This window comes from Streptomyces pseudogriseolus (assembly GCA_002154585.1).
In the GTDB taxonomy this organism is placed as follows: Bacteria; Actinomycetota; Actinomycetes; order Streptomycetales; family Streptomycetaceae; genus Streptomyces; species Streptomyces pseudogriseolus.
The window spans coordinates 1-19053 of sequence record MUNG01000100.1 but is presented as its reverse complement, the minus strand read 5'-3'; the positions used below and the strand labels follow the sequence as shown (position 1 = coordinate 19053).

Here is a 19053-nt window from a genome sequence, read left to right as displayed (position 1 = left end):
GTGTGGAGGATGGAGGGATCGGAGGATCGGGAGATCGGGGGGGTCAGGGGCGGACGGCGCGGGCCCACTCACCGAGCAGGGGCACGCACCGCTCGGCGAAGTACTCGTAGTCTGCGGCGGTGTTGTAGAGATGCGCGGACAGCCGGACGTAGCCGATGCCGCCGAACGCGGTGAACGCGGCCTCCACGCCCAGCTCCGCCGCCGCCCGGTCGCGCAGCGCGTCCGCGGCGACCCGGCTGTCGGCCAGACCGTCCGGCAGCCGCACCAGCCGCATGCCCGGCACCGGCATCCCGACGTCCACGCGCGCGTCCTCGCCGNNCGTGTCCCAGCCCCAGGTGCTGTCGACGAAGTCCAGCGCGGTCTGCGCGGCGAGGTAGTTGGTGGCGTCGAGCGTGCCCTGCTGGTCGAACCGGTCCGGATACGGGTCGGGCGCGCCCCAGGAGTCGATCAGGGGGTGGAGGCCGTCGCGGAGCGGGCCGCGGGCGACCAGGGCGGCGGTGCCGCGCGGGGCGCAGGCCCACTTGTGGAGGTTGCCCGCCCAGAAGTCGCAGGTCAGGCCATCGAGGGGGGCCGCGAGCAGGGCGGGTGCGTGGGCGGCGTCGACGAGGAACGGCACACCGCGCCGGGCCGCCTCCGCGCCGATCCGCTCCANNNCACCGCCTCGTACGCCTGCTCCTCGTCCGCGTCCAGCGGCACCCGCGCGGTGCGGACCCGGCCGCCCCAGCGGCGGGCGAGGCGTTCGGCGCCCATGGTGACGGCGCCGTAGCCATGGTCGGTGACGACGATCTCGCCGCCGGCCCTGTTCTCCAGGTTCGCGTACACGACGCTCACGCCGGCGCTGGCGTTGGGCACCAGGGCGAGGTCGCCCGCCTCCGCGCCGAGGAACGCGGCGATTCCGGTCCGGGCCGCCGCGATCCGCCCCGGCAGCTCGGGGAACCACACGACCGGCGCCCGCTCCATCTCCGCCCGCAGCGCGTTCTGCCGCTCCTGGGCGACCAGCGGAACGGCGCCGAACGAACCGTGGTTGAGGTGGCGCAGGGCGGGGTCCAGCGACCACGCGTCCACCGCGGGCCGGCCGTCGGCCAGCAGCAGGGGGCGGGGCGCGGTGCTGACGTCGGTCTCGCTCACATGACTCCCATCCGCGAGGGACATCGGACCAACGGGAGACCCGAAGGCCAAGACGTATGATGACTCGGGATGGTGGCACGGTGTTTTCGGCCATGACAAGACCTGTGAGCCAGAAGAAATCAGATGACTCGGGAATGTTGCACCGAAGTCATCTGACCTCTCCGCCCGCTACAGTGCCCTTCGGGCGGGCGCGGCGGACGCGGCCCGTCAGGGGAGGCAACGGATGTCGGCAGTCGACAAGGCGTTCCACGGCCTGCGCCACATGATCGCCACGGGGCGGCTCGGCGCCGGGGAGCGGATCCCGCCCGAGGCGGACCTCTGCGAGGAACTCGGCGTCTCTCGCGGCTCGTTGCGCGAGGCGGTCCGGATGCTGGCGGCGCTGGGGGTGATCGAGCCGCGCCACGGCTCGGGCACGTACGTCTCGCAGCTGCGCCCCGAGGACCTGATCGGCAGCCTGTCCCTCACCCTCCAACTCCTGCCCCTGCCGGGTCTGCTGGAGGTCTACGAGATCCGGCGCGTCCTGGAGGCGCACGTGGCGGCGCAGGCGGCGGCCCGGGCCACCCCCGAGACGATCGGGACGCTGTTCTCCCTCATCGAGGCGATGGAGGCCACGGAGGACCCGACGGAGGCGTCCGAGCTGGACCACCGCTTCCACGCGGAGATCGCCCGCGCGGCCGGCAACCCCACCCTGGCCTCCCTCCTCGCGGTCTTCCGCGCCCGCTCCCGCAAGTACCAGGTCTTCACCCTCCCCGAGGGCCCCGACCTCCGCCGCAAGAGCGACGCCGACCACCGCGTCCTCGCCACCGCCATCGCCGACCGCGACCCGGGCGCGGCAGCGGGCGCGGCGGAGGCGCACGTCGCGCAGACGGAGCGGTGGCTGCGGGCGCTGATGCCGCCGGTGGAGGACGAGGGGAGCTGAGCCGGCTCGGCCGGCCTGGTCACGCGGCTGCGCTGCGCCGCCAGCCGGGCACGGACGCGAGCGCCCAGAGGTCGTCGAAGTGCTTGTTCCACATCGTCACGACGGGGTCGGAGGCGGCGGTGCCGGGCGAGCAGACGTTGAGGTCCGTGGTGTAACCCTTGGGGTCGTAGTACTCGGGGCCGGTGCGCTGGAGACGCATGCGGACGGACAGGTCGTAGAAGCCGTGCAGTACCTGCATCCGGTTAAAGATGCAGATCTTTTGGCCGGGTATTCCCGGGTAGAAGCGGTACTCACACCGGACAGCGAGGTTGCCGTGCCGGCCCGGCTGCACGAATTGGGCAATTAGCCCAACGACGAAGATCCCACCGAGGATAAAGCGCGTAACCAGCGGCTCAAAGCGCTCCTGCGTTCGGCGTAACCGCTGTGCCACACCTCCGCCGGTGATCCCGGATCCCCGCTCTGGCATGCCGAGCCCCCCTCCGTGTATCGCACCACGACACGCATGCGAGTACCGGCTTGACATGCTCCCTCTAGACGAGGGCCCGGGCAAGGTAGGGGTTCGTCGTGGCACGGACGGGGAGGCCCAAGGCGCCGCTGGCGACGGTGAGGGTCACCGAGTACGAGGCGACCGCGCGGCGGACGTTGGGGGCCTCGAGACCATCCCGGGAGACGATGCGGTCGAGGTCCACGTATGCGGACCTGACGACTTCAAGACGCCGGTACACCTGCCAGTCCTGCTGCCAGTCACGCGTGTACGCGGCCGGGAGGCTGCGTTCCCAACGGCGGAACATGCGGTCCCGGATCTCCGGGCGGGTCGGGGTGAGGTGCATGTGCCGGACCAGGTCGTACAGGGGGTCGCCGATCAGGGCCATCTCCCAGTCGATGATGCTCAGCCCGCCGTCCCGGCGCACCAGGTTCCACGGGTTGAGGTCGCCGTGCAGGAGGGAGGGCCGGCGGTGGCTGACCTCCTGCCGGGACAGGATCTGGTCGAGCCGGCCGGCGTCCGGGAGCCCCAGCTGCCGTGCGAGCTGCTGTGTCTTCCTGGGAAGCTCGGCGACCAGGCGGACCAGTTCGCCCGTGAGCCAGCGGTGGAAGCCCGGCTCGCCGGCCGTCGGGTCGAGCTGCTTGTAGTCCACCCGGGCCAAGGCACAGAGCTGGTCCACCAACGTGTCCGCCTCGTGGGGCAGAAGGCCGTGCACCGGATGGTTCGGGGGGCGGTCGATGTCCTCCGGGCCCATGTAGGTGTGGATCGCGAAGGGGTCGTTCGGGTAGGTCTCGCCGAGGGCCAGGGCCTTGGGCGCGTTCACGGCGACCTTGGCCTCCTCGATGCTCCGCAGCACCGCGTGCTCGCTGAGGAAGTTCGGTTCCCGCCGGGTGACGTCGGGCAGCATGCGCCGTACGACGACCGGGTGGCAGACTCCCGGGACCCGGACCACGGTGTTGAGGTGAGCCGTGCCCTTGAAAACGCGGCCGGCCGGGGCCGCGCCCTCCACCGTCAGGGCGTCGAGGACCTCCCTCTCACCGAAGTCGTCCGGCAGCGCGAGGCGCCGGTCCGGCTGCCATCCGATGACCTCGGCGCGCCGCACGCCGCGCGACACCAGCCAGCGGCACAGGGTCCGCTCGATCTCCTTCGGCCCGGGCACGCTCCGCAGGCCGAGCGGACGCGCGGCCGCCCGCAGTGCCCTGCCCACCTCGGCCGTCACCTCGTCCAGGTTCTTCTGCGAGTACGCCTGTTCGAGGGACCGCGCGGCCCGCATCACGTCCGGGAACACGGACTGCGCGCGCTCGAAGTCGACGTAGTGCTGGAGGTCCTTGGCCAGGCCGTTGACGGCCGCCGGGCGAATGCGGCCCATGGCCTCCTCCCAGGCGTGGACCACCTCAGGCCACTGGTGCTCCGGGTAGTGCATGCGCACCAGGTGGGTCGCCAGGTCGTGGAGGGGGTCGCCGTAGGTCGCCAGCTCCCAGTCGACACAGATCAGAGGCAGCGATTCGCCGTAGGAGACGATCACGTTGTCGCGGTGCAGGTCGGCGTGGAGCAGGCTGTACGGCCGCCGCGCCATGACAGGGGTGCGCTCGGCCAGCCGGACCAGGGCGTCCTCCGGGATGCCCAGTGCCGCGAACAGTCCGCCGAACGCAGTCCAATTGGGCCGGCGGATCTGCCGGTCGGCGAGGTGGGCGAGGGTGCGCAGGAACGCCTGGCTGTCGGTGTCGTTGCTCGGCCAGTGGGGCGGTAACGCGGGCAAAGTGGCGCGCCTGACCTGCGCCATTTGCGCAAGCAGACCAGCCAGAGCACGGATGAGCGACGTGTCGAGAGGCTTGCCGTTCCCACAGATGCTGGAAAGGGGTATGCCCTCCACATAAGTGTGGACGGTGAAGCCCGGGCCCTTGGCGATGCACTGCGGTGCCTGTGGCAGCGCACCCCTGACCGCCCCGAGGATCTCGTCCTCGTTGTCCCAGGTCCTGATCACCACCGGCAGCGCCTCGGCCCGGCGGATGCGCACCGTCACCGAGGCCCCCGGCTCACGGCCCAGCAGGCGTGCCTCCCTCTCCCCCAGCGGCAGCACGTAGTTCTGGTTGTGGTGACCGCTGGTGGCCGTGCCGTTCCGGGTGGCACGGGCCACGAAACCGCGCAGCCAGCCGTCCGACGCGGTGGGCACCCCGAGGGCCGGTCGGGGAAGAGGTGGTGCGCCCACTGGCCGCTCCGTGACGTACGAGGGAGACACAAATGACGGTAGGCATGCGGCCGCCGTATCCGCATGCGGAAGTCAACCGCATGGCGTCCGGCGCCGGGACGGGGGGTGTCACCCAAGTGCCCGAAGGTACGGAAGCCCGTTCCGGTCGCTGATGTGCTCCCTGGTACGAACGGGGGTGGAGTTTTTGCTCAATCGGTGGCCGGAATCGTACAGCACCACGTCACTGCGCGAGGTGGTTCCACACGGAGTCGAACCACTGCTGCATGCCCTCCACGAACACGGTTCCGGGAGCCCCGGCGCCGGCCGGATCCTTCACGTGGTGGGTGAGCGTGGCCCCCAGCCCCAGCACGTCCAGAGCGGCCACCACCTCGCCGTCCCCCAGCTCCAGCGGCCGTTCGATGATCTCGTACATGCCGTGCAGCGCCTCCTCCGCGTTGAACAGGTAGAGCTTGAAGGTCGGGGTGAGCGGGGCCTGTCGTATGCGCACGTCGACGAAGGGGACCAGGCCCTCGGTCTGGAGGTCCCTCAGCGCGCCGATCAGGGAGGCCGTGTGCGTCTCCGTGATGGCACGCAGCCGCGTCCGCATCCGGGAGTCGTCCGGGTCCTCCTTCACCCGCGGGTACGGCAGCGGAAGTGACGGGTCCGGAAGGAGCATACGGAGGGTGATGCGCTGGGGCGAGATGAAGCCACCGCGGATGCGCTCCGACTGGAGCCGGATGTGGGCGCCCAGGGCTCGTTCACCAGCTCCCGGAGCGCCCGCTGCACCGTGTCACGGGAGACGCCCAGCTCCACGGCGAGGGCGCGCTGCGCCGGCAGGAAGGAGTGGAGGGGATAGAGGTGCCCTGTCCGCGCGCGCAACTCGTCGGCGACCCGCTGGGCCTCCCGCCCGCCGCCGCCTGACTCGCCACCCCTGCCGGCCACGCCGGCAACGTACCGCTTCGAGTCCGCCGACGACCCAACTCCCCACGGTCCTGCCGGAAATGGCCGTCCTGCTCACCGCCCTGATGATTCAGGCCTGACCCGACTCCCGCACCAGCTTCAGCACCGGTTCCAGCGAGTCGACGATCGTCTCCGCCCCCGCGTCCCGCAGCACCTTGTTCTTGCGCTCGTTGCGGGCGTAGCCGAGGAACGGAACCCCCGCGGCCCGCGCGGCCTGGTAGTCGGAGGGGGTGTCCCCGATCATCAGGGCCGTCGACGGGGCGGCGCCCGTCGCGTTCAGGGCCCGGTGGACGCAGTGCGGGTGCGGCTTCAGGTGACGGAGCTCCTGGGTGCGGCCGTAGACGTGCGGGGCGAAGCACTCCAGCAGGCCCCGGGACGTCAGGTACTCCTTCACCACCTGCGGCGAGTTGTTGGTGGTGATGGCCAGGCGGGCGCCCACCGCCGTCCAGGTGCGGACCAGGGGGTCGGCGTACGGAGTGGGCCGGGCGGAGGCCGCGGCCTTCAGCTCTTCCTGGGTGAGACGTTCCTCGAGTTCCGTGACGAGGTCGCTGCCGGGGTGCCGGCGGTCCACGGCGCGCAGGACGGCGTGCGGGTCGAGGGACTCGCGCTCGGACTCGGCGAGCAGGCCGTGCAGCCCCTGCCCCTCCAGCCACTCCACCAGGTCCCGGGCCACCCTTTCCGCCGAGTGGCCCGCGAACAGCCGGCAGACGGGGCCGTCGAAGTCCCACAGCACGACCCGGGCGCCTTCGATCAGGTTCCGCAGGTCGTTCGGTTCCGTCTCGGTCTCGGTTGTCACCGGTTCAGTCTGCTGCGTCTCAGAAGTCACTAGGAGAGTGTCAGGTCCGTCGTGATGGTTTCCCAGAGGGCGTCGAACCACTTCTGTGATTCCTCCACGAACGCCAGGTCCCGCCGGCCGGCCCGCTTGGCGAAGGAGAAGAGGAGGGAGGCGGAGCCGAGCGCGTCGTACATCTCCAGGGTCTGGCTCTCCCACTCCTCCTCGCGCCGGGTCAGCATGTAGTAACCGAGCAGCGCCTCCTCGCCGTTGAGCAGGTACAGCTTCACCGGCGGGGTGAAGGGCAGCGCCCGGAAGGTCACGTGCACGTCGACACCGTGCGTGGCGCGCAGTGCCTGGAGGTTGTGCTGGAGCACGCGGGCCTGCGAGTTGCGCTGGGCCAGCCACCGCTCGTGCACGGGGTCGTCGTCGCCGTCGCGGCCGTCGACCGGCACGGGGAAGGCGAGGTTGATCCGCCGGGACGGCAGCATGATGCGGACGTCGACGGCCTCGGGGCGCAGGCGGCCCTCGTGGATGTGCCGGACCGGCTCGCCGACCGCCAGCATGAAGCTCTCCGCGGTGAGGCACACGGCGTCGATCCGCACGCGGGGCGTGGAGAACGCCTCCGTCAGCCGCGGCGCCAGCCCCACCATCGTCGGCTGGGGCTCCTCCCGCGCGGGGGCGGGCGCGGCGATCCGGGGCGGGCTGCCCTTGCTGACGTTGCTGAGGAGACCGTCGTCCTGGAGGGCGCGCAGGGCCTGGCGTACGGTGCCGCGCTCCACGCCGAACTCCTCGGCCAGCTCGGCCTGCGTGGGCAGCCGGTCGCCCGCCTTCAGCTCACCCCCGCGGATGCGTTCCCGCAGGATGTCGGCGATCTCCTGGGCCGAGAGCCTGCTGCTGCCGTTCACTGACACGTTCTCCTGGGCCACGACCAAACGCTACAACTTTGATCCATCTAAGGGGAGTTGTTTGAAAGTCGTTTACAAGTAGGAGCCAAGTGGGGACAACTTCAGCATAGTTGGTTGCCAACTCGGAGGAGTTGGCGGAAGTTAGCGTTCCGCTCCCCCGCCCGTCACACGATCCACCGCCTCCACCGTCTCCGCCCGAAGGGGGTACACCATGCCCGTCATCGCCCTGATCTCCGCCGTCGTCGTCGTCACCGTCGAGCAGCTCGTCCAGTGGAGGTACGGCGCGGCCGGCCTCCTCGGCCTGCTGCTGGTCACCGTGGGCATCCACGCCAACCGGCCGGGCGTCAGCTCCGCCGGAGCGGTGCTGCTCGCGCTGCTCGTGGCCCGCCCGGCCCTGTGACCGGCCCGCCCCGGCCGCCACGGGACCGTGGCAGGCCCGTACCGACCCCTGCGGGAGACGTCAGTCCGTGAGCTCCAGCTCCGAACTGATCGTCTCCCACAGTGCGTTGAACCACAGCTGGGACTGCTCCACGAAGGTCGCATCCCGCAGTCCCGTGCCCTGCTCGAAGGCGAACAGCATCGACCGCACGCCCTGCGCGTCATACGTCGGCAGGCTCTCCTGGCCGATCAGCGCCTCGGTGCGGGTCACCGTGTAGTAGGCGAACAGCGCCTCGGCGTTGTTGAGCAGATACAGCTTCACCGGCGGGGTGAAGGGCAGCGCCCGGAAGGTCACCCGCACGTCGATCCCGTGCGTCGCGCGCAGGGCCCGCAGGTTGTGGCGGAGCACCTGGCCCTGGGCGTTGCGCTGGGCCAGCCAGCGTTCGTGCACCGGGTCCTCGTCCCCCTGCCGCCCGCCGACCGGCACCGGGAAGGCCAGGTCGATGTTCCGGCTGGGCAGCAGCACCCGGACGTCGACCTTGGCCGGTTTCAGCCGCCCCGCGTGGATCTGCCGCAGCGGTTCCCCGATGGCGAGGGTGAGGGAGACGGCGGTGAGGCAGACGGCGTCGATCTCCACGTGCTCCGCCTCGAAGGCGGAGGCTATCCGGGGTGCGAGCGCCACGGTGGTGGGCTGCGGAGGCGCCGCGGGGCCCGCCGGAACGCGGTCGGCGCGGTCCGCGACCGTCGCGGGAGCCCCTTTGGAGACGTTGGTGAGCAGATGTTCCGACTGGAGGATGCGCAACGCGCCCCGCACGGCCTGCCGCTCGACGCCGAACTCGGCGGCCAGCTGGGCCTGCGTGGGCATGCGCTGGCCCGGCCGCAGCGCTCCGGACCGGATCCGGGCGCGCAGCTCGTCGGCCACCTCACGATGCGTCCGCTGTGGCCGCTGTGGCTTCTTCCGTCCGTTGACGGAGGCGTGTTCCGGCTCCACGGCCAAACAGTACAACTTCTCGCCATCTTGCGGCAGTTCAGTTGAGGGTGGTTATAGGACTCTTCCAAGTGGAGATAACTAGGAACAAGTTGGTCACCAACTCGCTCAACCTGGCAGACCCATAGAGGGGTTGGCTCACCAGGGAGGCGGTGGGGAGGCCACCGGACAAAGGGGGACCGCCATGCCGCTCGTCGCCGTCGTCGTCGCCGCCCTGGCCATCGGGTTCGAGCAACTCGTCCAGTGGAAGTACGGCCCGATGGGGATCATCGCCTTCGTCGCCCTCACCGTGGGCATCAAGGCACGCTCCACCATGATCAGCGGCATCGGCGCGGTCATCCTCGTGATGCTGTTCGCCCAGTCCGGCTGACGGCACTCCGCACGGACCGCCGGCCGGGCTCCCTTCCGGAGGGGAGCCGGGAGCCCGCCGACGGGAGCACCACCACAACCACAACTGAACAGCTCGCTACGGATGCACGAGCACGCCCACCCGTCCGCCGGCGGAAGGAGGAAGCGGCACAACCGCTGCGCTCACAGGACAGCGACAGCACTCAGAAGATGTCCGGGCACCACGGTCGCCTGGACGTACGCAGCAGGGCGTCGGCCTCACGGGCGGCGCCCGCTCGTTCTTCCCGCACCCGGCCCAGCGCCGCGAGCCGCACCGCCGACTCGTCCCCGAGCCACAGCGTCGCCAGGTCCGCCACGTCCAGGGAGAGATGAGGGTTCTCGGTCGTCGGCGCGCAGGTCCCGGCGCCGTCCGCCGACGCCTCCACCCGGTACCGCCCGCCGGCCAGTCCGCCCGCGTCGGCCACCTCCAGCACCAGCGCCCCCGACGCCCCGTACGTCCGCGCCTCCATCGCCCGTACGACGTCGAGGATCCGCACCCACAGGAAGTCGGCCTGGGTGGTGACGGCGGCGGCCCGCGGGTCGGGCAGGACGTGCGGAAGCAGGTCGTCGGGCGCCCGGTAGCCGCTCCTCACCCGGACCACCCAGTCGATCGAGCACAGGTACCGCCACAGCGCCCGCTCGGCGGCCGGGGTCACCCCGGTCAGCCATTTCACCTTCGCGGTGTTCAGCGGCTGCTTGGCTTCGCCCCAGGTGTCGTCCGTGGTGTAGGCGGCCATCCCCTCGACCTCGCCGGCGGCCGAGCGGTACACCACGAAGAAGGGCTCGCGGAACCCGGGGAGGAAGCGCACGGCGCCGGTGGTGAGCTGCCACCACAGCTCGTCGCGGCTGACCGCGCCCGGCTGGGACCGGCGCAGCCGCGCGTGCAGTTCGGGGCCGAGCTTGCGGACGTCCTCGGCGTCCACCAGGTCGAGCCGGCCGCCGTCCTCCGGGCCCGCCCAGCGCGGGTCGAGCCCGGCGCGCGGCACGTCGACCGTCCACTCGGTGGCCCAGGTGGCCGGGCCGAAGCCGTACCGCCCGTAGATCGGGTACTCGGCGGCGATCAGCGTGGCGACGACGTCCCCGCGCTCCTTCGCCGCCGCCAGGTCCTGGGCCATCATCCGGGTCAGCAGCCCGCGCCGGCGGTGGGTCGGGGAGACGGTGACGTTGGTGACCGCGTCGGCCGGCACGGCCGCCCCGCCGACCGCGGTGAGCTCCTGCGCGAAGGAACGGAAGGTGGCGACGCACCGCCCGTCGTCGAAGGCGCCCACCGTGCGGCCGGGCGTGTACTGCGCCCGGCGCGCCTCGAGGAACTCCTCGCTGATGGTCGGTTCCCGCAGGAACCCGACGTTCATGGCCCGGCTCCAGTCGGGGAACTCGGACTCGTCGATGGGGCGTACGTCGATGTCGGCACGGGAGGTCATGGGCCTCACGGTAGGTCGGCCCCCGGGCGGGTGTCGACGTGGTTTCCCCGCCCCTCAGGGCCTCCTCAGGTCACAACAGCAGGTCGTCGACCTGCGCCTCCCCCTCCCGGTAGCGGCGGGTGATCTCCGCCCCGCACGCGTCGGCGGTCCGCTGGAGCCGCTGCCGGCGGCGCGACACCTGCTGCTCGTAGCCCACCAGCCGGCCCATGGCGGTGTGCAGCTCGCCGTCCGTGCGCGCGCCCAGGTCGGAGAGCGTCACCTCGGCGAGCATCTCGGCGGCCAGCCGCCGGTACTCCTCGCCCCGCGGTGTGCCCAGCGTCAGATGGCGGGCGGAGGACCGGTGGCGCGCGGGGGTGTCCCGCAGGATCTCCGGCAGCCGCTCCACGACGGAGGTCTCCCCCGGCGCGAGGGCCGCGGGCACCCCTTCCGGCAGGTCACGCCGGGCCAGCTCCGCGCGCAGGATGTCGATCCGCCCCTGGAGCAGCCGCCGTACGTAGCTGAGGTCGGCCTCGTCGCGCTGCGCGTCCCGCCGCATCGCGCGCAGCGCGGCCAGGCTCAGCCCGGTCAGATCGTCCTCCGCCCCGTTCCCGGGCAGCGCGGGGCTGTCCGTGCGCTGCGTGGGCGGCCGGCGGAACTCCCGCTCCCCGGCGCCCCCTTGGGTCAACGCGACAGCCGCAGACGACTGCCCGATCCCCGGTGTGCTCATGTGCCTCAACCGTCCCCTCGACCGGCATGTGCCAGCATCGTGCCACCCCGAGCGGCCGCAACGTGAGCGAGTGGCCCCGATCCGCCCCAGATGGGCGCTAAGGAGTAAAAATAGCCCGACTGGGGTGGATCGCGGGCCGCCGTCGGGCGTCTGTTCGCCGACCGGCATCATGGGCGTATGCGTGCAGTGGTGCAGAGGGTGGACGGCGCGAGCGTCGTGGTGGACGGCGAGACCGTCGGGGAGATCGCGGGCGAGGGCCTGTGCGTCCTGGTCGGCGTCACCCACGAGGACACCGAGGAGAAGGCGGCGCAGCTCGCCCGCAAGCTGTGGTCGATCCGGATGCTGAAGGACGAACGGTCGTGCAGCGACACCGGCGCCCCGCTCCTGGTGATCAGCCAGTTCACCCTCTACGGGGACGCCCGCAAGGGCCGCCGCCCCACCTGGAACGCGGCCGCCCCCGGCGACCTCGCCGAGCCGCTGGTCGACGAGGTGGTGGCGCAGCTGCGCGCGCTGGGCGCGACGGTGGCGACGGGCCGGTTCGGCGCGCAGATGCGGGTGTCGCTGACGAACGACGGCCCGTTCACCGTGCTGCTGGAGATGTGAGGCCGCTGGACATGTGAGCCGTGCGGCTCACGGTTCGACGACGGTCTCCTGCGCGGCGGCCGTGTCCCCGGCCAGCAGCGGGGCGTCCACCGGGACGTTCCGCTTCACCAGGGCGAGGGCGACCGGGCCCAGCTCGTGGTGACGTACGGAGGTCGTGATGAAGCCGATCTTCCGGCCGTCCGGGCCGTCGTCCGCAAGACGCAGCTCGGTGCCCGGCACGGGCAGGTGCACCTCGCTGCCGTCCAGGTGCAGGAAGACCAGCCGGCGCGGCGGCTTGCCCAGGTTCTGCACCCGGGCGACCGTCTCCTGGCCCCGGTAGCAGCCCTTCTGCAGATGCACGGCGGAGCCGATCCAGCCCAGCTCGTGCGGGATGGTGCGGTGGTCCGTCTCGAAGCCGAGCCGGGGCCGGTGCTGCTCGACGCGCAGCGCCTCGTAGGCGAGGAGCCCGGCGGCGGGGCCGGCCGTGCGCGCGTACTCCTCCAGGCCGTCGCGGGGCAGGAACAGGTCCCTGCCGTACGGCGTCTCGCGCACCGCCACGCCCTCGGGCGCCTCGGCGATGGACCCGGCGGGCAGGTGCAGCACCGCGATGTCCTCGGTGCGGTCGGCGACCTCGACCCGGTAGAAGAACTTCATCGACTCCAGGTACGCGACCAGCGCCTCCTGGGTGCCGGGCTCGACGTGAGCCCAGGTCGTCTCCCCGTCGTCGACCAGGTAGAGCGCGTGCTCGATGTGGCCGTTGGCGGACAGGATCAGCGCCTCGGTGGCCTGGTGCGGCGGCAGCTCCTGGACGTGCTGGGTGAGCAGCAGGTGGAGCCAGCCGAGCCGCTCGGGACCGGAAACGGTGACGACCCCGCGGTGGGACAGGTCGACGAAGCCGGTGCCGTCGGCGAGGGCGCGCTGCTCGCGGAACAGGTCGCCGTAGTGGGCGGCCACGCCTTCGTCCACGCCCTCGGCGGGGACGGCGCCGGGCAGGGTCAGCAGGGGGCTTTTCATACGCCTAGCCTACGACTCGGTAGTTGAAGTCTTCAGGGAACAGTCCTGGCACCGGCCGAAGATCGCGAAGTGCTTCATGTCCGTGTCGAAGCCGAAGGTGTCCCGCAGCTTCTCCGTGAACTCGGACGCCACCTCCACGTCCGCCTCGATCACCTTGGTGCAGTCGCGGCACACCAGGTGCAGGTGGTGGTGGCGGTCGGCGAGGTGGTAGGTCGGCGCGCCGTGCCCGAGGTGGGCGTGGCTGACCAGGCCCAGCTCCTCCAGCAGCTCCAGCGTGCGGTACACGGTGGAGATGTTGACCCCCGACGCGGTCTTCCTCACTTCCACGAGGATCTCGTCGGGGGTCGCGTGCTCCAGGGTGTCGACGGCTTCGAGCACGAGCTGGCGCTGGGGCGTCAGCCGGTAGCCGCGCTGCCTGAGGTCGCTCTTCCAGTCGGTGCTCACCACACCACGAGTCTAGGCCCTGCCGTCTGGATCACCCCTGGGCCGGACGGCCTACTTGAAGAACGCGATGCCGTCGTCGGGCATGTCGTCGGGCAGGGCCTTGGCCCAGCGCTCGACCTCCTCCGGGGTGACGACCTTCTTCAGGTGCGCCGACATGTAGGGGCGCAGCTCGACCTCGGGGGTCTGCTTCTCGCCGACCCACATCAGGTCGCTCTTGACGTAGCCGTACAGCCGCTTGCCGCCGGTGTACGGGCCGGATGCGGCGGTGCGCGCCACGGCGTCCGTCACCAGGTCGATCTGCGGCTTCTTGTCGGCCATCTCGCCGTACCAGACCTCGACGACGCCGTCGTCGCGGACCATGGTCACCTCGACCTTGCGGTCGGCGTCGATGCGCCAGTAGCCGTGCTCCGACTCCAGCGGGCGGACCTTGTTGCCGTCACCGTCGAGCACCCAGGTGTGCGAGCTGTACTCCAGGAAGTTCCGCCCGTCGTGGGTGAAGGTGACCTCCTGGCCGAAGTTGCACTTCTCGGCACCGGGGAAGTCGTGCACGCCGGCGCCCGCCCAGTTGCCGAGGAGGAAGGCGAGCGGGACGAGGTCCTTGTGCAGGTCGGACGGGATTTCGATCATGAGGGGTACTTCCTGGTCGCGGTCAGCGCTGGCCCTGGAACAGCTTCTTCACGGTCAGTCCGGCGAAGGCGAGGACGCCGACGCAGACCAGGACCAGCAGGATTTCGAAGAAGATGATCACGGGGTGCTCCTTGAGCGGGATGCGAGGGTTGCACGGGGCCGGCCCCCAGCTTACGCGGCGGGGCGCGGCCCTCGTCGTGCGAGGTGCCGCGCCCCTGCGCGGCTCAGCCCAGCAGCTGGCTCTGGAGCACGACCGTCTGCCGGAAGGGCACCGCGTGCGCGGCTCCCTTCCGGGACTGCAGCACCACGGCGAGCACGTCGCCCGAGACGAGGTACGCCTGCCGGTCGTGCTCGGCGCCGCGCGGCTCGGCCTCGTCGTACACGGTGCGCTGCACGCCGGCGACCGTGGCCGCCTCCGGGAACGTCTCGTCGCTGACCACGTTCTCCGTACCGGCCACCCGGTGGGAGGGGCCGGTGTACGGGAACAGCACGCGGTGGAACCGGTCGTCCGCAACGCTCGCGGTGTCGAACCGCAGCAGGTAGATCCGGGTGCGGGTGCCGTCCTCGGTGGTCCACCCGCGTGCGGCGATGTGCCGCAGACCCCAGTCGACGAGGCGCTGCCGGAACTCGTCCCGGTCCTCCTTCTCCGCGATCTCCGCCAGGAAGACGTCCGTCGGCAGCCATCCCCGCGCGCCACGCAGCGTCCTGTTCTCCTTCGCCCCCCTCGGCGCGGGCAGCACAAGTGCGCGCAGGTCGGCGTGGTGGGCGCCGGCCGGGTTGGACTCGGCTCGCGGCCCCGGGCTGCCGGAGGGCAGCGGCGGTTTCGTCAGCAGCGGGTAGTCCCAGCGCCCGTCGGACTCCGTCGCCAGGCCGGGGACGTCCGTACGTTCCATCCGTGTGATCCCGTACGCCGTGCCGGCCCCGGCCACGGCGAACACGACGACGGCGGCGGCCCACCGCACAGCGGCCCGAAGCGCCCGCCGGTCCCTGCGCGGGGCAGGCGACGGGGCGGGTACGGCGACGTCCAGGGGCTCGGCCGGCCGGGGTGTGACGGGGGTCTGCTGCTGCTCGGTCATACGGCCTTCCCCGGTTCCTCGATGCGGTCGAGCTGTTCGCGGACCAGCGCGGCGACGCTCTTGGCGTCGATCGGCGCCACGGCGCTCGCGGTGACGGTGACCAGGACGTCACCGACGTGGGCGGTGCAGAACATCACCTCGATGTCCCGCTCCTGGTCCTTGGGCGGCAGGAAGCAGGCCGCGTCCTTGTGGCCCTCGATCCTCGGCCCCTTGCGCAGGACGTCCAGCGCCTCCAGGAACTCGGCCTGGGAACGGGCGAGACCTCGCACGGCCGACCGGTTGTCCATCTGCGAGAGCACGACGCTCGCCGTGTAGACGTCGTCCTGGTAGAGGCTGTCCGCCCCGCTGACGTAGCTGCGCATCGCCATGCCGGTGACGCGGCGCCGGTCGATCTCCTTCTCCAGCTTCTTGCGCTGCGAACGCGGCAGGCCCTGAAGCGCCTCCTTCTGCAGCGCGGTCGCGCGGGCGCCGCTGAGCTGGGCGTCCGCGCCGAACTCGGAGATGTCGGGTCCGCGCATCCGGCCGTCCTCCCCGTACGGGAGGAGCAGCGAGGCGAGACCCCGCGGCGCGGGCGGCTCCCCGTCCGCGGGGACGGTCCTGGGGAACCGCCACGAGGGCGCGCCGGGATCACGGTCGGCGTTCGCCACGGTCACGGCGGTGACGCCCGTGCCGGCGGCGACCACGCCGGTCAGCAGGACGCCCACGGCCAGGGCGACGACGCGGCGGCGCCGTGACACGGCAGGGAGGTCCGGCTGTTCCGGACCGACGGACTCGTCAGGGGTTTCGCTCACAGCCGCTCCATCTGCCGCTCGGCCACGTCCATGATCTTCTTCTTGGGGACGGGCTCCCGCCCGGTCACCCACACGTCCATCGCGATGTCCCCGCGCCAGGCGTGCGCCTCGGCGCTGTACTGGGGCTCGTAGCCGGGTTCGGTCTCCGGCTCGGTCATGACGTAGACCCGGCCGTTGCCGGTGCCGGGCAGGGCCCAGCTGTCGTTCTCCCGCTCCTCGGCCCAGCGCTGGGCGTCGTCGGCGGCGTCCGTGGCCGCCGTGTACTCCTCCTGACGGAACTGGGTGAGACGGATCTCCACGGTGTATCCGTCCTCCTCCCAGGCCGTCATCGCCGCCCGGCGGAACTCGTCCCGCACGAGGTCGCCGAACGCCTCGCCGGGCTGGGTCCAGGTCTCGGCGAGGGCGGTCAGGTCCAGCCAGCGGACGCCGTCCTGCAGCCCCTCCAGGTGCTTGGCCGCACGCGGCTTCTTCAGCAGCAGCTCGCGCAGGTCGCCGTCGGTCCGCACCCGCCGGTCCTGCGCGGCCGGCAGAGGCGCGGGCCCTTCGCCCCGGGCCTGTGCCAGCACCGGCTGGGACAGCGGAGGCAGAGGAGTGGGTGCACGGCCGGCCTGGACGAGATAGCCGGTGCAGGTCCCGGCGACCAGACCCAGCACCAGGGCGGCACCGATCAGCGTGACGGTCCGCCCTCCGCGCCGTCGCCGACCCGCTTCTTCCTCGGTTCGTTCCACAACACCCCCACACATGAACGCGCGTTCGGTCCGCGCGCACAGGAGACTCACAGCCGGTGACCGGAGTTGCGGCGATCATGATTACGATTCGGTCATGGCGAAGAAGCTCGTGATCAAGGTGACCGCAGGGGCCGACGCACCCGAGCGCTGCTCGCAGGCGTTCACGGTGGCCGCGGTGGCGGCGGCCAGCGGTGTCGAGGTGTCCCTGTGGCTCACCGGGGAGTCGGCGTGGTTCGCGCTGCCCGGCCGGGCCGCCGAGTTCGAGCTGCCGCACTCCGCTCCGCTGCCCGACCTGCTGGACTCCGTCCTCGCGGCCGGGCGGGTCACGCTGTGCACGCAGTGCGCGGCGCGCCGGGACATCACGGAGAAGGACGTCGTCGAGGGCGTGCGGATCGCGGGGGCGCAGGTCTTCGTGCAGGAGGCCCTGGCGGACGACACCCAGGCCCTCGTGTACTGAGGCGCCTACCGGGGCCCCTTCTTGCCGTCGAGCTCGTCCCACCACTCGTCGGACTGCGGGTCGCCGGAGGGGTCGTCCCACCAGCGGTCGTCGGGGCCGCGCCGGTTGGCGACCATCGCGGCGACCGGCGGGATCACCATGGCGACCAGGCACATCGCCACGGCGGCGGGCACCGACCAGAGGCGCACGACGCCCCAGGCCAGGACGAACAGCCCGACGCAGACGCCCATCAGCGCGAAGTAGGCGTGCCGCCTGCGCGCGTACATACCTCCAGCGTAGGTCCGGACACGCGGAAGGGCCGCGTCCGAGACGGACGCGGCCCTTCGTACGAACCCTGCTCAGACCGCGATCGCGACCTCGGCCAGGCCGCCCTGCCGGGCGACGACCGTGCGGTCGGCGGTGCCGCCGGGCACCAGGGCGCGGACGGTCCAGGTGCCCTCCGCCGCGTAGAAGCGGAACTGTCCGGTCGCGGAGGTCGGGACCTCCGCGGTGAACTCGCCGGTCGAGTCGAGCAGACGGACGTACCCCGTCACCGGCTCGCCGTCGCGGGTCACCTGACCCTGGATGGTGGTCTCACCGGGCTTGATCGTCGAGGCGTCCGGGCCGCCGGCCTTCGCACCGCACATGTCTTACTCCTGAGAGGTCGGTCGGGGAGGGATTACTTGCCGGAGCCGAGCTCGATCGGCACGCCGACGAGGGAGCCGTACTCGGTCCAGGAGCCGTCGTAGTTCTTGACGTTCTCCACGCCGAGCAGCTCGTGCAGCACGAACCAGGTCAGCGCGGAGCGCTCACCGATGCGGCAGTAGGCGATGGTGTCCTTGGCCAGGTCGACGTCCTCGCCGGCGTAGAGCTCCTTGAGCTCGTCGTCGGACTTGAAGGTGCCGTCGTCGTTGGCGTTCTTGGACCACGGGATGTTCTTCGCGCTCGGCACGTGGCCGGGGCGCTGCGACTGCTCCTGCGGCAGGTGGGCCGGGGCGAGCAGCTTGCCGGAGAACTCGTCGGGCGACCGCACGTCGACCAGGTTCTGCGCGCCGATCGCCTTCACGACGTCGTCGCGGAAGGCACGGATGGACGTGTCCTGCGGCTTCGCCTTGTAGTCGGTCTTCGGGCGCTCCGGCACCTCGTCGCCGGGGACCAGCTCGCGGGCGTCGAGCTCCCACTTCTTGCGGCCGCCGTCGAGGAGCTTGACGTTCTCGTGGCCGTACAGCTTGAAGTACCAGTACGCGTACGAGGCGAACCAGTTGTTGTTGCCGCCGTACAGGACGACCGTGTGGTCGTTGGCGATGCCCTTCTCGGACAGGAGCTTCTCGAAGCCGGCCTGGTCGACGAAGTCACGGCGGACCGGGTCCTGGAGGTCCTCGGTCCAGTCGATGCGGACGGCGTTCTTGATGTGGTTCTTGTCGTAGGCGGACGTGTCCTCGTCCACCTCGACGATCGCGATGGTCGGGTCGTCCAGGTGCTCCTGGAGCCAATCGGCGTCGACCAGGACGTCGCTGCGAGCCATGCTGTTCTCCTCCGGGGCAGTTGCGGGGGGCGTGAGCGTACGGGGGTGCGCGGCGCCCAGGCCGGGGCGGCGCACGGGTCCCCTGATCAGGGAACGGAACGGGAATGCGGACGGAGGACGCGTCCGCTCAGAAGGTGCGACAGAGCATGGCGGCGACACGGCACAGGTCCACTGCCCGCCGCTTCGTGAGATCCGCCTGTCCCCTCGGACGGAGGACGCTCGTCTGACACTGCATGGGGACGATCGTAGGGACGGACGGGCGGCCCTGTCACCGGCGTGTCGCATACTGAGACGAGATCGTCCATCAAGCGATACAACGCCCGGGAATTCCACCACCCCGGGCGCCGGCGGACCCGCCGTCCCCTCTACGTCGCCTGTCCAGCGGACGCCATCGTCTCGCCCACCGGACACCGGCCTATCCGGCCAGCCGTACGCCCTTGCCCGTCACCGTGACCTCCACGCCGTCCTCGGCCGCCTGGACCTTCTCCAGGCTGATCCCGCCCGGCAGTCCGTCGATCCTCTGCTCGAAGTCGGTGATCTGCCGCACCTTCGACTCGGCGATCTCCACCCCGCCCAGCACCGGCAGCGCGT

24 protein-coding genes and 2 pseudogenes are annotated in these 19053 nt (G+C 71.4%); 5 read left to right on the top strand and 21 right to left on the bottom strand.

What is annotated here, in order from left to right; genetic code table 11:
• Positions 1–43 precede the first annotated feature (43 nt).
• A pseudogene (locus CCN29_RS10860) lies at positions 44–1128 on the bottom strand (aminotransferase class V-fold PLP-dependent enzyme).
• A gap of 223 nt (positions 1129–1351) precedes the next feature.
• Between CCN29_RS10860 and CCN29_RS10855 the strand changes: the two are divergent.
• The gene (locus tag CCN29_RS10855; RefSeq protein WP_086681247.1) at positions 1352–2047 is read left to right on the top strand and encodes a FadR/GntR family transcriptional regulator; all 696 of its coding nucleotides are present in this window, start codon (positions 1352–1354) and stop codon (positions 2045–2047) included.
• A gap of 19 nt (positions 2048–2066) precedes the next feature.
• Here CCN29_RS10855 and CCN29_RS10850 read toward each other — a convergent pair whose 3' ends face one another.
• From CCN29_RS10850 to CCN29_RS10830, 6 genes are all read right to left on the bottom strand, one after another.
• Positions 2067–2285 (bottom strand): hypothetical protein, encoded by a 219-nt coding sequence (locus CCN29_RS10850; RefSeq protein WP_086681245.1) that lies wholly within the window; start codon positions 2283–2285, stop codon positions 2067–2069.
• A gap of 292 nt (positions 2286–2577) precedes the next feature.
• Positions 2578–4740: an aminoglycoside phosphotransferase family protein gene (locus tag CCN29_RS10845; protein WP_442538307.1), complete on the bottom strand. Its 2163-nt coding sequence runs from the start codon at positions 4738–4740 to the stop codon at positions 2578–2580.
• Positions 4741–4960: 220 nt separating this feature from the next.
• Complete coding sequence (locus tag CCN29_RS35755; protein WP_442538306.1) at positions 4961–5395, bottom strand: hypothetical protein; 435 nt, start codon at positions 5393–5395, stop codon at positions 4961–4963.
• A complete protein-coding gene (locus CCN29_RS35750; RefSeq protein WP_442538305.1) occupies positions 5350–5661 on the bottom strand; it encodes a GntR family transcriptional regulator in 312 nt (103 codons plus the stop codon). Before CCN29_RS35750 ends, CCN29_RS35755 begins: the two co-directional genes overlap by 46 nt.
• Positions 5662–5749: 88 nt before the next feature.
• Positions 5750–6475, bottom strand: coding sequence for an HAD family hydrolase (locus CCN29_RS10835; protein WP_006133948.1), 726 nt, complete (start codon positions 6473–6475; stop codon positions 5750–5752).
• 29 nt (positions 6476–6504) lie between these two features.
• Positions 6505–7386, bottom strand: coding sequence for a GntR family transcriptional regulator (locus CCN29_RS10830; protein ID WP_086681241.1), 882 nt, complete (start codon positions 7384–7386; stop codon positions 6505–6507).
• 184 nt (positions 7387–7570) lie between these two features.
• On the opposite strand from CCN29_RS10830, the gene CCN29_RS10825 reads away from it, so the two are divergent.
• Positions 7571–7759, top strand: coding sequence for a hypothetical protein (locus CCN29_RS10825; protein ID WP_006133950.1), 189 nt, complete (start codon positions 7571–7573; stop codon positions 7757–7759).
• A 60-nt stretch (positions 7760–7819) separates the two neighbouring features.
• Here CCN29_RS10825 and CCN29_RS10820 read toward each other — a convergent pair whose 3' ends face one another.
• Positions 7820–8734, bottom strand: coding sequence for a winged helix-turn-helix domain-containing protein (locus CCN29_RS10820; protein ID WP_078882968.1), 915 nt, complete (start codon positions 8732–8734; stop codon positions 7820–7822).
• A 175-nt stretch (positions 8735–8909) separates the two neighbouring features.
• Between CCN29_RS10820 and CCN29_RS10815 the strand changes: the two genes are divergently transcribed.
• A complete protein-coding gene (locus CCN29_RS10815) occupies positions 8910–9095 on the top strand; it encodes a hypothetical protein (protein WP_006133952.1) in 186 nt (61 codons plus the stop codon).
• A gap of 181 nt (positions 9096–9276) precedes the next feature.
• On the opposite strand, the gene CCN29_RS10810 is transcribed toward CCN29_RS10815, so the two are convergent.
• Positions 9277–10533 carry a GNAT family N-acetyltransferase gene (locus CCN29_RS10810; protein ID WP_086681239.1) on the bottom strand — a complete coding sequence of 419 codons (1257 nt, stop codon included), beginning with the start codon at positions 10531–10533 and terminating at the stop codon, positions 9277–9279.
• Positions 10534–10603: 70 nt separating this feature from the next.
• Positions 10604–11239 carry an RsiG family protein gene (locus tag CCN29_RS10805; protein ID WP_107481688.1) on the bottom strand — a complete coding sequence of 212 codons (636 nt, stop codon included), beginning with the start codon at positions 11237–11239 and terminating at the stop codon, positions 10604–10606.
• 177 nt (positions 11240–11416) lie between these two features.
• On the opposite strand from CCN29_RS10805, the gene dtd reads away from it, so the two are divergent.
• Positions 11417–11842: a D-aminoacyl-tRNA deacylase gene (gene dtd, locus CCN29_RS10800; RefSeq protein ID WP_006133955.1), complete on the top strand. Its 426-nt coding sequence runs from the start codon at positions 11417–11419 to the stop codon at positions 11840–11842.
• Between the two features lie 27 nt (positions 11843–11869).
• Here dtd and ygfZ read toward each other — a convergent pair whose 3' ends face one another.
• From ygfZ to CCN29_RS10765, 6 genes are all read right to left on the bottom strand, one after another.
• On the bottom strand, positions 11870–12835 hold the full coding sequence (gene ygfZ, locus CCN29_RS10795; RefSeq protein WP_031020168.1) for a CAF17-like 4Fe-4S cluster assembly/insertion protein YgfZ: 966 nt from the start codon (positions 12833–12835) through the stop codon (positions 11870–11872).
• 9 nt (positions 12836–12844) lie between these two features.
• Positions 12845–13282 carry a Fur family transcriptional regulator gene (locus CCN29_RS10790; protein ID WP_006133957.1) on the bottom strand — a complete coding sequence of 146 codons (438 nt, stop codon included), beginning with the start codon at positions 13280–13282 and terminating at the stop codon, positions 12845–12847.
• Positions 13283–13330: 48 nt separating this feature from the next.
• Positions 13331–13906, bottom strand: a complete 576-nt coding sequence (locus tag CCN29_RS10785) for a heme-binding beta-barrel domain-containing protein (protein ID WP_006133958.1) — start codon at positions 13904–13906, stop codon at positions 13331–13333.
• Positions 13907–14130: 224 nt separating this feature from the next.
• Positions 14131–14982, bottom strand: a complete 852-nt coding sequence (locus CCN29_RS10775; protein ID WP_086681235.1) for a hypothetical protein — start codon at positions 14980–14982, stop codon at positions 14131–14133.
• Positions 14979–15773, bottom strand: coding sequence for a hypothetical protein (locus CCN29_RS10770; RefSeq protein WP_086681233.1), 795 nt, complete (start codon positions 15771–15773; stop codon positions 14979–14981). Before CCN29_RS10770 ends, CCN29_RS10775 begins: the two co-directional genes overlap by 4 nt.
• Positions 15770–16501, bottom strand: a complete 732-nt coding sequence (locus tag CCN29_RS10765; protein ID WP_006133962.1) for a hypothetical protein — start codon at positions 16499–16501, stop codon at positions 15770–15772. Before CCN29_RS10765 ends, CCN29_RS10770 begins: the two co-directional genes overlap by 4 nt.
• Before the next feature lie 94 nt (positions 16502–16595).
• On the opposite strand from CCN29_RS10765, the gene CCN29_RS10760 reads away from it, so the two are divergent.
• Positions 16596–16958, top strand: coding sequence for a DsrE family protein (locus tag CCN29_RS10760; protein ID WP_006133963.1), 363 nt, complete (start codon positions 16596–16598; stop codon positions 16956–16958).
• Positions 16959–16963: 5 nt separating this feature from the next.
• Here CCN29_RS10760 and CCN29_RS10755 read toward each other — a convergent pair whose 3' ends face one another.
• The 5 genes and pseudogenes from CCN29_RS10755 to CCN29_RS10735 all read right to left on the bottom strand — a co-directional run.
• Positions 16964–17224, bottom strand: coding sequence for a DUF3099 domain-containing protein (locus CCN29_RS10755; RefSeq protein ID WP_006133964.1), 261 nt, complete (start codon positions 17222–17224; stop codon positions 16964–16966).
• A 72-nt stretch (positions 17225–17296) separates the two neighbouring features.
• Complete coding sequence (locus CCN29_RS10750) at positions 17297–17584, bottom strand: DUF1416 domain-containing protein (RefSeq protein WP_031064143.1); 288 nt, start codon at positions 17582–17584, stop codon at positions 17297–17299.
• Between the two features lie 32 nt (positions 17585–17616).
• Positions 17617–18462: a sulfurtransferase gene (locus CCN29_RS10745; RefSeq protein WP_086681230.1), complete on the bottom strand. Its 846-nt coding sequence runs from the start codon at positions 18460–18462 to the stop codon at positions 17617–17619.
• Positions 18463–18589: 127 nt separating this feature from the next.
• On the bottom strand, positions 18590–18697 hold the full coding sequence (locus tag CCN29_RS35745; protein ID WP_350328463.1) for a putative leader peptide: 108 nt from the start codon (positions 18695–18697) through the stop codon (positions 18590–18592).
• A 180-nt stretch (positions 18698–18877) separates the two neighbouring features.
• A pseudogene (locus tag CCN29_RS10735) lies at positions 18878–19053 on the bottom strand (LmeA family phospholipid-binding protein); the annotation flags it as partial.